This is a genomic window from Acinetobacter lwoffii (genome assembly GCF_052078135.1).
Taxonomy (GTDB): domain Bacteria; phylum Pseudomonadota; class Gammaproteobacteria; order Pseudomonadales; family Moraxellaceae; genus Acinetobacter; species Acinetobacter lwoffii_Z.
In genome coordinates, this window is the sequence record NZ_JBQGUZ010000004.1 from 29,261 (window position 1) to 42,401 (window position 13,141).

Annotated in this window: 12 protein-coding genes; 6 read left to right on the top strand and 6 right to left on the bottom strand. The window is 44.1% G+C overall.

Going from position 1 to position 13,141, the window contains the following annotated elements; all coding sequences use genetic code 11:
- Window positions 1–38 precede the first annotated feature (38 nt).
- Window positions 39–896 (bottom strand): 3-deoxy-8-phosphooctulonate synthase, encoded by an 858-nt coding sequence (gene kdsA, locus ACTL4S_RS03615; RefSeq protein ID WP_441298758.1) that lies wholly within the window; start codon window positions 894–896, stop codon window positions 39–41.
- Between the two features lie 32 nt (window positions 897–928).
- Window positions 929–2,569 (bottom strand): CTP synthase, encoded by a 1,641-nt coding sequence (gene pyrG / locus ACTL4S_RS03620; protein WP_005100051.1) that lies wholly within the window; start codon window positions 2,567–2,569, stop codon window positions 929–931.
- A 225-nt stretch (window positions 2,570–2,794) separates the two neighbouring features.
- On the opposite strand from pyrG, the gene ACTL4S_RS03625 reads away from it, so the two are divergent.
- Entirely contained in the window at window positions 2,795–3,217 is a 423-nt protein-coding gene (locus tag ACTL4S_RS03625; protein ID WP_370940779.1) for a hypothetical protein, read from the top strand.
- 56 nt (window positions 3,218–3,273) lie between these two features.
- Here ACTL4S_RS03625 and ACTL4S_RS03630 read toward each other — a convergent pair whose 3' ends face one another.
- From ACTL4S_RS03630 to ACTL4S_RS03640, 3 genes are all read right to left on the bottom strand, one after another.
- Entirely contained in the window at window positions 3,274–4,386 is a 1,113-nt protein-coding gene (locus ACTL4S_RS03630; RefSeq protein ID WP_164543358.1) for a YheT family hydrolase, read from the bottom strand.
- 70 nt (window positions 4,387–4,456) lie between these two features.
- The gene (locus tag ACTL4S_RS03635) at window positions 4,457–4,867 is read right to left on the bottom strand and encodes a nuclear transport factor 2 family protein (RefSeq protein WP_005247220.1); all 411 of its coding nucleotides are present in this window, start codon (window positions 4,865–4,867) and stop codon (window positions 4,457–4,459) included.
- A 164-nt stretch (window positions 4,868–5,031) separates the two neighbouring features.
- On the bottom strand, window positions 5,032–7,056 hold the full coding sequence (locus ACTL4S_RS03640; protein ID WP_441298759.1) for a 2,4-dienoyl-CoA reductase FMN-binding domain-containing protein: 2,025 nt from the start codon (window positions 7,054–7,056) through the stop codon (window positions 5,032–5,034).
- 166 nt (window positions 7,057–7,222) lie between these two features.
- Here ACTL4S_RS03640 and ACTL4S_RS03645 point away from each other — a divergent pair, with 166 nt between their 5' ends.
- From ACTL4S_RS03645 to ACTL4S_RS03660, 4 genes are all read left to right on the top strand, one after another.
- A complete protein-coding gene (locus tag ACTL4S_RS03645; RefSeq protein ID WP_441298760.1) occupies window positions 7,223–7,765 on the top strand; it encodes a PadR family transcriptional regulator in 543 nt (180 codons plus the stop codon).
- Window positions 7,766–7,785: 20 nt separating this feature from the next.
- A complete protein-coding gene (locus ACTL4S_RS03650) occupies window positions 7,786–8,718 on the top strand; it encodes an alpha/beta fold hydrolase (RefSeq protein ID WP_441298761.1) in 933 nt (310 codons plus the stop codon).
- Between the two features lie 19 nt (window positions 8,719–8,737).
- The gene (locus ACTL4S_RS03655) at window positions 8,738–9,442 is read left to right on the top strand and encodes an SIR2 family NAD-dependent protein deacylase (RefSeq protein ID WP_441298762.1); all 705 of its coding nucleotides are present in this window, start codon (window positions 8,738–8,740) and stop codon (window positions 9,440–9,442) included.
- A gap of 87 nt (window positions 9,443–9,529) precedes the next feature.
- Window positions 9,530–10,429 carry a LysR substrate-binding domain-containing protein gene (locus ACTL4S_RS03660; RefSeq protein ID WP_441298763.1) on the top strand — a complete coding sequence of 300 codons (900 nt, stop codon included), beginning with the start codon at window positions 9,530–9,532 and terminating at the stop codon, window positions 10,427–10,429.
- Window positions 10,430–10,679: 250 nt separating this feature from the next.
- Here the strand turns inward: ACTL4S_RS03660 and map are convergent, their stop codons facing one another.
- Window positions 10,680–11,474, bottom strand: coding sequence for a type I methionyl aminopeptidase (gene map, locus ACTL4S_RS03665; protein ID WP_004645281.1), 795 nt, complete (start codon window positions 11,472–11,474; stop codon window positions 10,680–10,682).
- Window positions 11,475–11,824: 350 nt separating this feature from the next.
- Here map and brnQ point away from each other — a divergent pair, with 350 nt between their 5' ends.
- Entirely contained in the window at window positions 11,825–13,111 is a 1,287-nt protein-coding gene (brnQ, locus tag ACTL4S_RS03670) for a branched-chain amino acid transport system II carrier protein (protein WP_253173222.1), read from the top strand.
- Window positions 13,112–13,141 lie beyond the last annotated feature (30 nt).

Here is a 13,141-nt window from a genome sequence, read left to right on the forward strand (position 1 = left end):
ATATGAGCTGCCTATACGGCAGCGCAAGAGTGATAAACTCAGTGTGTATCTAACTTTTCGAAACCTTTAACCAAGGTATCCAATTCTTTTAGCTGTGCGAGGAACGGCTCAAGCTGAGACATGCGCAGCGCACATGGACCATCACACTTGGCTTTTTCCGGATCTGGATGTGCTTCCAGGAACAAGCCTGCAAGACCCGTTGCCATACCCGCACGTGCAAGCGTTGTAATTTGCGCACGACGACCACCGGCAGAATCTGCACGGCCGCCTGGGGTTTGTAAGGCATGGGTCACATCAAAGAAAACCGGGACATTCATTTCTTTCATGATGTCGAAGCCCAGCATGTCTACAACCAGATTGTTATAGCCAAATGCCGAACCGCGTTCACAAATGATCAGCTGGTCATTTCCGGCTTCCAGACACTTATGCAAAATATGACGCATTTCGTGTGGAGCCAGGAACTGGGCTTTTTTGATGTTGATGATCGCATCGGTTTTTGCCATTGCTTCAACAAGATCCGTCTGACGGCTTAAGAAAGCTGGCAATTGAATAATGTCTGCCACTTCTGCAACAGGAGCCGCTTGGTACGGCTCATGCACATCGGTGATGATCGGTACATTAAAGTGTTTTTTAATGTCAGCTAACCACTCGAGACCTTTTTCCAGGCCAGGCCCACGGAAAGAGTTCAGGCTTGAACGGTTGGCTTTATCAAAGCTGGCTTTGAACACATAAGGAATGCCCAAACGTGTGCAGATATCGACATAAGTCTCTGCGATTTCAAAAGCCAGGTCTTTAGATTCAAGTACATTCATTCCGCCGAATAATACAAATGGCAAATGATTTGCCATTTGTATATCGCCCAAACGTACAATTTCTTGTGGTTTTAATTGCGACATTTAAACTTCCCTAGTTGTGTCCTACGCACCGATTATTTGGTTTTTTGGTACTGCTTTTTCGCAGCATCAATGAAACCGGCAAACAATGGGTGACCATCGCGTGGCGAGCTGGTAAATTCCGGGTGGAATTGTACTGCAATAAACCAAGGATGTGCAGGAATTTCAACAGTTTCTACCAAATGCTGTACCGGAGAATAACCAGAAATCTTCATGCCTTTTTCTTCCAGCACTGGGATATAACGGTTGTTCATCTCGTAACGGTGACGATGGCGCTCGATGATTTCTTCAGAACCATAAACTTCTGCAGTTTTAGTCCCTGCAACCAGTTCAGATTTTTGCGCGCCAAGACGCATCGTACCACCCAGATCAGAATCAGCAGAACGTTGCTGAACTTCACCACGCTCATCTAACCATTCAGTAATTAAACCAATCAATGGAGATTTGGTTGAACGGTTAAATTCAGTCGAGGTCGCGTCTGCAATACCAGCAACATTACGTGCGTATTCGATCACAGCCAACTGCATACCCAAGCAAATACCGAGGAACGGCACACCGTTCTCACGTGCGAACTGAATCGCCTTCATTTTGCCTTCAGTACCGCGCTCACCAAAACCGCCAGGAACCAGAATCGCATCAGCATCTTTCAATACTTCTGCTACATCTTGGCTTTCAAGCTCTTCAGCGTTTACGTAGTCAATCTGAACTTTCACACGGTTTTGAATACCCGCATGTAGAAGTGCTTCGTTGACAGATTTGTAAGCATCTGGAAGTTCAACGTATTTACCAACCATTGCTACACGTACGGTGTATTCAGGGTTCAGTAGTGCTTCTACAACGTTATCCCAATCTGTTAAATCAGCTTCAGGAAGATCGTTATAACCAAAACGTTCACAGATTAAATCGTCAACATTTTGTTCGTAGAATGTACGTGGAATCTGGTAGATCGAACGTGCATCTTTACATACCACAACGGCACGTGCTTCAACGTTGGTAAATAATGCAATCTTACGCGTCGTATCTGCATCTACATCGTATTCTGTACGGCAGATGAGAATGTCTGGCTGAATACCAATCGACAGGAGTTCTTTAACAGAGTGCTGTGTTGGTTTGGTTTTTAATTCTGCTGCAGACTTAATGTATGGGAGTAACGTTAAGTGCATTAACATGGTACGTTTATGACCAAGTTCAACCATTAACTGACGTACAGATTCCATGAATGGGAGAGATTCAATGTCACCTACAGTACCGCCGATCTCTACAATCGCAACGTCATAACCTTCGCCTGCACGAAGTACACGCTCTTTGATATTGTCAGTAATGTGTGGAATAACTTGCACAGTACCACCCAGGTAGTCACCACGGCGTTCTTTATTTAGAACATCCTGGTAAACACGACCTGATGTGAAGTTATTCAGTTTGGTCATTTTCGCACGACGCAAGAAACGTTCGTAGTAACCCAAGTCTAAGTCTGTTTCAGCACCATCTTCTGTAACAAAAACTTCACCATGCTGGAATGGGCTCATTGTCCCTGGATCGACATTAATGTATGGATCCATTTTTACCATGGTCACTTTTAAACCACGAGCTTCTAAAAGTGCAGCAACAGAAGCAGCTGAAATACCTTTACCTAGTGATGAAACTACACCACCAGTAACGAAAATAAAATGGGTCATTGGGTTTCTCGTACAATCGAGCCTAAATCGGCCTGCAATGTTGCGCAATTTTACTTTACCTTGTACCTAGAAAGCAAAGTCAATCCGCATCAATTCAAAGAACAATAAACAATTGACTATTCTAACAGCAATTCCTATAAAAAATTACAGTAAGTTCATATGATTTCTATCTTGCATTTTGCTGCTATAATAGTGTATCCACTCCACACTTTTATGTTTGATGCAATGATGATGAAGAAACTTTTAATCTCCACCCTAATCCTGACTGGCCTGACATTAACTGCGTGTGTAAAAAAAGAAGCACCAAAAGAAGAAGAGCAAGTAGAAGTTACTCCAGCATCTGAAATCTCGACTCCAGAACCAACGCAATTTGAACCGCTTGAACCTGTAGAGCCAGCGGCAATTGAAGAGGAAGTAGCGCCAACGGTTGAAATTCAACGTGAGCAAACTGAAAACACCACGACTGAAATCCGTCGTGAAATCAAAAAACCAGAAACTACTGAGCCGGCACCAGTGCCTGAAACCCGCGAAGAACCTGCGTCAAAGCCTGCTGCGACCACACCTAAAACCAATTCAAATCCAGAAAACAAGTCTGAGGATGATGCGGTTGCTGACGCAATTGCCGCAGCGATGCCAGCACTTGACTAATTACAGTATCATTCATCAAAAAACCCAGCAGATGCTGGGTTTTTTATTGGAACTTTTTAAGCAGATACTGTTGCCGGTGCACGAGATAAGTGAATCAAATAGTCTGCCATTAGTCGGGTAGCCCAAGATTCGGTTTGCATCAAGCCCTGATAAAAGCCGCAATGACTGCCTTTTTTGGTGGTAATCACCATAATATTAGACATCGCCCGAATTTTTTCTTTATAAGGTTCTAAATTTCGGATGTGACAAACCGGATCATCCTCCGCATTTAAAATCATCAGTGGGATTTTGACACTTTCAAACACATAAATCGGATTGGTTGCCTGAGTATAACTGGCATAATCCGCAAATCCGGCCAGTTCAAAATAAAGTTTTTCAAATTCAGACAGATCTTTAACTTCTAATAACTGTTTCCAGCTTGGGCAGACCTGCCAGGTTTCCTGATAAGGATGAATAAAGCGCTTAATCAGTTTTTTGGCCATGACTTTACTGTAAAACGGATGCACATTGGCAAAACCGGTTTCAGTGTTATAGCCAGGGCATAAGGCAAAAGCCGCTTTGAGTGGGGTTTGTTCACCTTCTTCGCCCAGATAACGCACTAACAATCCCGTACCCGCAGAAGATCCAACCCCATAGAGATCGGACTGAGGAAATCTGTCCTGTATATACAAGAGCTGCTCACGCAAATCCTGAGTTGAACCAAACAGGTTCATTTTAGGCACAGGCATGGGTAAGTCTGCATGACCACGGCGTAAACACAATGCAACACGCCAACCCGTATATTTATGCAGATCACGAACCAGTTCACGCATTGATTCAGGAGAACCGGTAATAGTATGAAGTAATACAATGGTCGGCGTGCTTGCCGGAAGATCGAGTCCATACCAGGCAATACCGGTAATTCCACCATCTGACATTTTCAGCTGTTCAAGCGCATCATATTTCAGTTTAATGGTGCGTTTTTTAATTAAATCGAAATACAGAATATGTGCATGTGCATTGGCTAACCAAGGTGTAGGACGATATTTTTGTTGCAGCTGCGGTAAGCGCTCAATGAGTCCTGAAAATACACCATTCGGATTGTAATACAGGGTCGGCTCGTCTGCTCCACTGAAACGATCCAGATACTCACTGGAAAGCTGACCCAATTTTTTAAGCAACATTTTCATCTGTCATCCCCCTCTAGTTGTACTAGCTGTGATTTACAAATTTCATGCCGACTTGAATCAATAGTTCGAATTAAGTTTTAGCTTGGAATGATTGCATCCGCTGGCCCATCTGTACAGCCAGGGCTTCAAGTCCGGACTTAGGTCGAATCATGACTTCAAAATCAATCATCTGACCCTCTTCATTAAACTGAATCATGTCAACTCCCTTTAGTTTTTTATCGCCCACATTGGCAGAAAACTCAAGTACGACATTGTTACCATCTTCACTTATAAATTCACGGTGATAGGTGAAGTTTTCAAAGACTTGAATGACATTGGTCAAAATAAAAAATACCACCTGTTTTCCAGGATAAGGTTGAAAAGCCACAGGCGAACGAAATACCACTTCTTCAGCAAGTAGTTCATTCAAGATCGACATATCACGGGTTTCCAGCATCTCATGCCAGCGTGCAATGGATTTTCTGGTATTTTCGATGGTCATTTTGGATTCCTTTTTTGTTATTAAAAAATTAATCTCCCTCACCCCAGCCCTCTCCCAAAAGGAGAGGGAGATAACACTTTTTATACCGATTTATCCCTCTCCTTATAGGAGATGAGTAGCACTGCTGCGCAAGGGAGAGGTTAATAAAGCTTGACGTTTTTAAATTAAATCACCGCCGCCAATTCAGCACCCTGACGGATGGCACGTTTGGCATCCAACTCACCCGCTTCTTTCGCTCCACCAATCAGATGCACATTTTTCCCGGCTGCTTTTAGCTCATCAAACATGGCGGTATAAGATTCCTGACCGGCACAAATAATCACATGATCGACTTCTAGTACCGCAGGTTTGTCATTCACGACTATATGTAAGCCCTGATCATCAATTTTTTCATAGCTGGCGCCCGCAATCATTTTCACATCACGGTGTTTTAAACCAGTACGATGAATCCAGCCTGTGGTTTTACCCAAACTTGCGCCGACTGAAGCGGCTTTACGTTGCAATAAATAAATTTCACGTTGCGGTTTTTCTACATTTGCAGCTTTTAAGCCACCGACATTTTCATAGTCAGTATCAATACCCCATTCATCATAGAATTTTTCCGGATTGATACTGCCACTTTCTCCTTCATGACTCAGGAATTCGGCTGTATCAAAACCAATACCGCCTGCACCAATAATGGCAACTCGCTGACCCACTGGCTTACGTTCTTTCAAAACGTCCAGATAAGACAGTACTTTTGCATGATCAATACCTGGAATCTCAAGTTGACGCGGTGTCACGCCTGTTGCCACCACAATGTCATCAAAGTTTGACTGAGCCAGTTCTTCCAGACTCGCCTTATGGTTCAGCTGCAATTTAATACGTGGCTGTAATTCAATCTGGCGTTTGAAATAACGCAAGGTTTCATAAAACTCTTCCTTGCCTGGAATGGTCTTGGCAATATTAAACTGCCCACCAATCTGAGCAGCGGCTTCAAATACCGTCACCTGATGACCGCGATTTGCCGCATATACAGCAAAACTTAAACCTGCAGGACCTGCACCAATCACGGCAATATTTTTTGCCACATTGGTTTCTTTAAAAATGAGCTCTGTTTCATAGCAGGCACGTGGATTGACCAGACAGGTGGCAATTTTCATTGAGAAAATATGATCCAGACAGGCCTGATTACAACCGATACAGGTATTGATCTCATCGCTACGACCCTGCTCCGCTTTCAAGACAAACTCAGAGTCTGCCAGCATTGGGCGGGCCATGGAAATCATATCAGCATCACCAGACGCCAATACATATTCAGCCATTTCCGGAGTATTAATACGGTTTGAAGTGATTAAAGGAATCTTCACCTGACCTTTCAGCTTACGCGTGACCCAAGTGAAAGCCGCCCGTGGCACTTTCGTGGCAATGGTCGGAATGCGGGCTTCATGCCAGCCAATGCCGGTATTGATAATGGTCGCACCGGCTTTTTCAATTTCTTTCGCCAACTGGATGACTTCTTCCAGAGTTGAACCGCCTTCGACCAGATCCAGCATAGACAGGCGATAAATAATGATAAAGTTCTCACCGACCATTTCACGGGTACGGCGTACAATTTCAATCGGAAAACGGATGCGGTTTGCATAGCTTCCGCCCCACTCATCATCACGATGGTTGGTACGCGCGGCAATAAACTCATTAATCAGATAGCCTTCCGAGCCCATGATTTCTACACCGTCATAACCGGCATATTTAGCCAGCTTGGCACAATTGGCAAAATCATCAATGGTTTGCTGCACTTCAGCCGAAGTCAAAGCATGCGGTTTTACCGGATTGATTGGTGCCTGAATTGGGGATGGCGCGACATTTTCAGCCTGATAAGAATAGCGTCCGGTATGCAAAATCTGCATGGCAATTTTCCCGCCCGCCTCATGTACGGCCTGGGTAATTACCTTATGCTTTTCAGCTTCTTCAAGAGTGTCAAGTTTGGAACCACCATGAAACGTCACCCCATGATCATTTGGTGAAATCCCGCCGGTGACGATTAAAGCGACTCCACCTTTGGCACGCTCTGCATAGAAAGCTGCCATCCGATCATATCCGCCGGGTGCCTCTTCAAGACCAACGTGCATGGAACCCATTAACACGCGGTTTTTAAGCGTGGTAAAACCCAAGTTCAAGGGGGCAAGTAAATTCGGATATTTAGACATTTCAACTCCTGAGCGTGCGTTTAGGCTGGCTATTGTTTTAGCAACTGGCAGTTTGATCCCTCAACCCATCCAGTTTAATGCAATTTGTTGCACTAATTTATATGCCAGAATTGATTTTTATGCAACATGTTGCATAATAATCCCGAGTCACTTTTTTGAGACGTTTATGTCTTTAGCGCATGTTTTATTGACCAGCCTGATTGAAAAACCCAGCACCGGAATCGAACTGGCCCGCCGCTTTGACCGTTCCATGGGCTTCTTCTGGAATGCAACTCATCAGCAGATTTATCGCGAGCTGAATGCCATGCTACAAAAAGGCTGGATTTCCACGCTAGAAGAGGAAGATTCCAATAGCCGCAAAAAGACTTATCAAGTGGAACGTCTGGGCCGGGAAGAACTGGCCAACTGGATGCTGCAACAAAGCCCACCGGCACAACTGCGCGAAGAACTGATGGTGCGTTTACGTGCCGAAGCCCAGCTTGGTGGCAATAACACCTTGGCAGAGCTGGAACGCCATCTAGAACTGCATAAAGAAAAACTGAAAACCTATCAGCAGATTTTTGCCAAGGACTTTACCGAAGCGGACGAAACTGACCGTACCCTGTATATTCATAAAATGATTTTGCAACTGGGGATTGATCAGGAACTGGGCTGGATTTCCTGGCTGGAACAAGTCATTCCGCGACTCAAACAATTTGACGCAAAATAATTCTAAATACGGAGACACACATGCCCTTTTATCGCATGCCCGATGGTGAACAGCTATTTGTACGCGAATATGGTCAGGGACAGCCTGTACTGATGCTCTCGGGACTTGGCATGCTGAGCTGGCAATGGAAAGCTTTTCTCTATCCGCATCAGAAAAATTTCTGTTTCATTATTCCAGAATGGCGCGGCTTTGGGGCTTCCAGTCGCTGTAAAATTCCGCAAGATCTCGATGCAATTTCCAGTCACTGGCTGGATGTGCGTTCAGTTCTGACCCAGCTAGAATTAGATCAAGTCATCGTCATTGCCTATTCCATGGGTGCAACCACCGCAATGCACGGCATGCATTATGACAACTTTGCCAGTCAGATTTCTGCTTATTTGCACATTGATCAGACTCCCAAAATTCCGGTCGATGATGCCTGGGATTTTGGTCTTTTTGGTCCACGTTATCAGGAATTTATCGACATCCTGCAGCAGCTCTCTGTCCTACTTACGCAATATCAGCAAGTTGAATTGATCCGTGATCTTGACGTTTCTGTCCGTAAACAAATTGCCGCCCTATGGCTAAAGTTTATTCAGCTACAAAATCAACAAAAATATAGTCTGAAAGCTTTCGAATTCATTTTGAATCAACCTCGCCTGCAAAGTCTGTTAATGCCTTCCAGCCGGGTGGATTATATGGCGTGGTATATCAACAATTATTTATACCATCGTGAGGATTACCGAGAGGCATTGGCCCAGCTCAGCTGTTCGGTGACTTTCTTTAGCGGCGTACAATCCAAGCTATATCCTTTTGAAGGTCAGCGCCTGATTGCAGAAAGCCTGCCTCAGGCCAAACAGATACTTTTCAGCAAATCCGGCCATACACCTTTACTGACTGAACCGCTAAAATTTGCCCGAGAACTTGGCATCTTTTTAAATGAAAATTCACAATCTAGCACTTCAGCTGCCTAAAGATTCAGGAGATAGAACAATGAAAAAGCTGGTGGTCTTTTCCGGTGCAGGCATGAGCGCCGAAAGTGGCATTAATACTTTTCGCGACAGTGATGGACTTTGGGAACAGTATCGTATAGAAGAAGTGGCTACACTTGAGGCTTGGGCTAAAAATCCGCAACTGGTACAACGCTTTTATAACGCCCGCCGTAAAAATATTCTAGAAGCACAGCCAAATGCTGCCCACCAGGTGATTGCGGATCTTGAAGATAACTTTGATGTGCATGTAATCACCCAAAATATTGATGACTTACATGAACGTGCCGGCAGCTCCAAGGTGATCCATTTACATGGCAATATTCGTCTGGCCAAAAGCTCAGGCCCCGATGCACAAAGCACGACCGAGTTTTATCCAATTGAAGGTTCTGAATTAGATTTAAATCAACACTTTTGTAAGGCAGGCTATCCGCTGCGTCCTCATGTAGTCTGGTTTGGTGAAGCCGTGCCCGCGTATGAAGAAGCTCAAGAATGTATACAGGATGCCGATATTTTCGTAGTGATTGGCACCAGCCTACAGGTTTATCCGGTCGCCGGGTTAATTCATGAGATTCCTGCGCACTGTGAGGCCTATTACATCGACCCGAAAGCCGAGCAGCAGTATTTACCTGCACAGTTTTACAAAATCCCCCAAAGCGCGACCGATGGCATGCAAACACTGCTAGGTTTACTGAAATCCGGGAATTAAATTTTTTTTATATGCTGCATTCTCTGATTGACAGTATGCAACAATCAATTTTTAATCAGCTTATCGTTGCAAGAATGGAATTAAACCATGCTGTCTGATCTGGATGACTTTTACTGTTTCGCTCAGGTGGTGGAACATGGCGGCTTTAGTGCAGCCGAACGTGCAACCGATATTCCCAAATCCAAACTTAGCCGCCGGGTGTTTAATCTGGAAGAGCGTCTGGGTGTACGTCTGATTCAGCGCAGTTCGCGTCATTTTGCCGTCACCGATATTGGCATGAATATTTATCGGCATGCCCAAGTTATGCTGAATGCTGCACAGGCAGCGCATGATCTGGTTGACCATCTAAGCACTGAACCGCGCGGAACTATTAAAGTCAGTCTGCCAGTGTCTATTGCCCAGAACGAACTGGCAAAAATTCTGCCGGATTTTTTGAAAAAATATCCTGAAATTAAAGTCCAGATGATGATCACCAATCGCCGGGTCGATATTATCAATGAAGGCTTTGATCTGGCCTTACGTGTCCGTTCCAGCCTGGATGATGACCCGAATCTGGTGATTCGCCAGTTTGAAAAAATTGAGCAGCATCTATTCGCCAGTCAGGGCTACTTAAATGAATTTGGTGAACTGAAAAACCCTGAGCAACTGGCTGAGCATAAAATCCTGAGTATGGCCGAAGACCATACCGAACAGTTTCTGACCTTACAAAATGAACAGCAGGAACAGAAAAAAATTCGTGTCAGTCCAACCGTCCTGGGTTCTGACCTGAATATGCTAGCACAACTGGCCGCGTCAGGCTCAGGCGTCACTTTGCTGCCAGATAATGTGGTCGAGCAATATGTAGCAAGTGGTGAACTGGTTCGAGTGCTTCCTGACTGGAAAGCACCGCATGGTATTTTCCATGTGGTTTATCCTTCACGTCGCGGCTTATTACCTGCAGTAAGGGTCTTTATTGATTATCTGGTCGCTGAATTAAATCGGCGCTAAATGAAGTACTTTTGAGAAAAACTAGACAAAAAAAATAGCTCATTCTTGGGGAAAAATGAGCTAGAGAAACTTTCACTACAGCATAGTGAGCGAAAAAAAGGGAACCTATGTATCTGACTCTTAGTTTAATCAGATATAAAATCCTAAACCACTGTTTAATGTAGTGTTCTGTATGTTTTCGTCAGCAAGAACGAGTGAGTTGTAATTTATGTAAGTGGATTATCTGAATAAAGATCATTCAATCAATATTTTAAATTTCCGGATACTCACCTGTGCCTTCAGGCCAAGGCGACAAGACTTCAAACCCGGTTTCGGTGACATAGACCATATGTTCCCATTGCGCCGACCAGGATTTATCCGTGGTGACTACAGTCCAGCCATCTTTCAGCTCTTTGACGCGGGCTTTTCCCATATTCACCATCGGCTCAATGGTAAACACCATGCCTGGAACCAGTTTAATGCCCTGACCTGGCTGACCGTAATGCAGAATGTTTGGCTGCTCGTGATAGACCTTACCGATGCCGTGACCGCAATATTCGCGCACGATGGAATAGCCTTCACGCTGTGCGACCGTTTGAATCGCATAGCCGATATCACCTAGAGTCGCGCCCGGCTTCACCGCATGAATCCCGGCCACCATGGCTTCATAGGTGGTATTGACCAGTCGCTTGGCTTCTGGAGAAGGAGTTCCAACATAGTACATCCGGCTTGTATCACCAAAATAACCGTCTTTAATAATGGCAACATCAATATTGATAATATCGCCATCCTGCAAAACGACTTTCGATGATGGAATGCCGTGACAAACCACTTCATTCGGTGAAATACAGGTGGTTTTGGTATAGCCATAATAGCCAATATTGGCGGGCGTCACTTTTAAGGTATTTACAATAAAATCATGACAGAGATCATCCAGATATTCAGTCGTGACACCTGGCTTGACATGCTCCCCGATCATCGCTAAAACTTCTGCAGCCAAACGCCCAGATATCCGCAGTTTTTCAACATCTTGCTCAGTTTTAAGACTTATCGCTGGAGCTCGCATATACCTATCCTCACTATGAATCCCTGAATTATAATCCCTTTTTTGCGAAATATGTCGCAGTTGTTGAGTTTCGGCACAGCAATTTTCCTTGAAATAGGAATTTTCACTGCTGCTTATTTATACAAACAATAACTGACATATTTTGATATCAAGTGTAGATATCTTTTGAGCTTATAAGGAAAAATATATTTTTCAGCGAATTATCAAACATATATTTCTACCAAGATTTGAATGACCGGTTATGTGATCCGCAAACTCACTAGAATCAAGGCTTCCAGCCTTAAAATAAACTCCAAAAAATTGGACATATACACTAAAATCGCTTTCTTTTGTTCTATTGATCTCCCTTTATGACAAGTCTGCGTACCCGGGATATTGTCGCCCTAGGTTTTATGACCTTTGCACTATTTATTGGTGCGGGCAACATTATCTTCCCACCGATTGTGGCTCAACAAGCCGGTGAACACGTATGGCTCGCTGCTTTAGGTTTCCTTATTACAGCAGTCGGCTTACCCGTGATTACCATTATTGCGTTGTCTCGCGTTGAAGGTTCCATTCAGGCACTAAGCTCGCCTCTGGGCAAAGCAGCCAGCATCTTGCTGACTGTAATCTGTTACTTAGCTGTTGGCCCTTTATTTGCGACGCCGCGTACCGCAACCGTTTCTTATGAAATCGGTTTTTCATCTTACTTTGGCAATGAATCTGGCAGCCTGCTCATTTACAGCATCATCTATTTTGCTGTGGTGACCATCGTATCTTTATATCCAAACAAGATTCTGGATACCGTCGGCTATTTCCTGTCACCACTTAAAATTATTTCTTTGATAATTTTGGGTGTAGCAGCCGTGATGATCCCTGCCAGCAATCCGCCTGCAGCGATCGATAATTACGTTACCAGTCCAGTGACTGAAGGCTTCGTAAATGGTTATTTAACCATGGATACTTTGGGCGCTTTAGTTTTCGGTATTGTGATTGTTAAAGCCATTACTTCACGTGGTGTAACCGATAAAAAACTGATTACCAAATATGCAGTGAATGCCGGCATTATTTCTGGTATTGGTTTAACTCTGGTGTATTTAAGTCTGTTTAAACTTGGACTAGGTAGCCATGAGATTGCACCAAATGCAGCCAATGGTGCCATTATCCTGCATGCATATGTACAACATGCTTTTGGCGATATGGGTGCTTACTTCCTGTCTGGCATGATTTTTATTGCCTGTATGGTGACTGCAATTGGTCTGACTTGTGCCTGTGCTGAGTATTTCTCCAACTTGACCAAGATTCCATACAAGATCTTTGTATTTGTTCTGGTGGGCTTCTCACTGGTGATTTCAAACCTGGGTTTAACCAAACTGATTGCTGTTTCGGTTCCAGTCTTGAGCGCGATTTATCCGCCTGCCATTAGCGTCATTATGCTGAGCTTCTGTGCAAACTTCTTCAAGAAACCATCTCATGTGATTGCGCCAGTGACCCTGGTGGCCTTGATCTTTGGTATTTTTGATGGATTAAAAGTCGCTGGTTTTGAATTGCCTGCATTACTGCAAAATTTACCTCTATCAGATCAGAATCTGGCCTGGTTTATCCCGTCCATGATTGTATTGCTGATTACAGCTGTGATTGACCGTATTAGAAACTAAAACTTCTAGGATGTCTGAAAAATCGTATTT

Excerpts from the sequence above, each read along its gene's own strand:
- ACTL4S_RS03640 (WP_441298759.1), bottom strand. The coding sequence starts at position 7,056 with ATGTCTAAATATCCGAATTTACTTGCCCCCTTGAACTTGGGTTTTACC.
- ACTL4S_RS03660 (WP_441298763.1), top strand. The coding sequence starts at position 9,530 with ATGCTGTCTGATCTGGATGACTTTTACTGTTTCGCTCAGGTGGTGGAA.
- ACTL4S_RS03645 (WP_441298760.1), top strand. The coding sequence starts at position 7,223 with ATGTCTTTAGCGCATGTTTTATTGACCAGCCTGATTGAAAAACCCAGC.
- ACTL4S_RS03630 (WP_164543358.1), bottom strand. The coding sequence starts at position 4,386 with ATGAAAATGTTGCTTAAAAAATTGGGTCAGCTTTCCAGTGAGTATCTG.
- pyrG (WP_005100051.1), bottom strand. The coding sequence starts at position 2,569 with ATGACCCATTTTATTTTCGTTACTGGTGGTGTAGTTTCATCACTAGGT.
- ACTL4S_RS03655 (WP_441298762.1), top strand. The coding sequence starts at position 8,738 with ATGAAAAAGCTGGTGGTCTTTTCCGGTGCAGGCATGAGCGCCGAAAGT.
- map (WP_004645281.1), bottom strand. The coding sequence starts at position 11,474 with ATGCGAGCTCCAGCGATAAGTCTTAAAACTGAGCAAGATGTTGAAAAA.
- ACTL4S_RS03650 (WP_441298761.1), top strand. The coding sequence starts at position 7,786 with ATGCCCTTTTATCGCATGCCCGATGGTGAACAGCTATTTGTACGCGAA.
- ACTL4S_RS03635 (WP_005247220.1), bottom strand. The coding sequence starts at position 4,867 with ATGACCATCGAAAATACCAGAAAATCCATTGCACGCTGGCATGAGATG.
- ACTL4S_RS03625 (WP_370940779.1), top strand. The coding sequence starts at position 2,795 with ATGATGATGAAGAAACTTTTAATCTCCACCCTAATCCTGACTGGCCTG.
- kdsA (WP_441298758.1), bottom strand. The coding sequence starts at position 896 with ATGTCGCAATTAAAACCACAAGAAATTGTACGTTTGGGCGATATACAA.
- brnQ (WP_253173222.1), top strand. The coding sequence starts at position 11,825 with ATGACAAGTCTGCGTACCCGGGATATTGTCGCCCTAGGTTTTATGACC.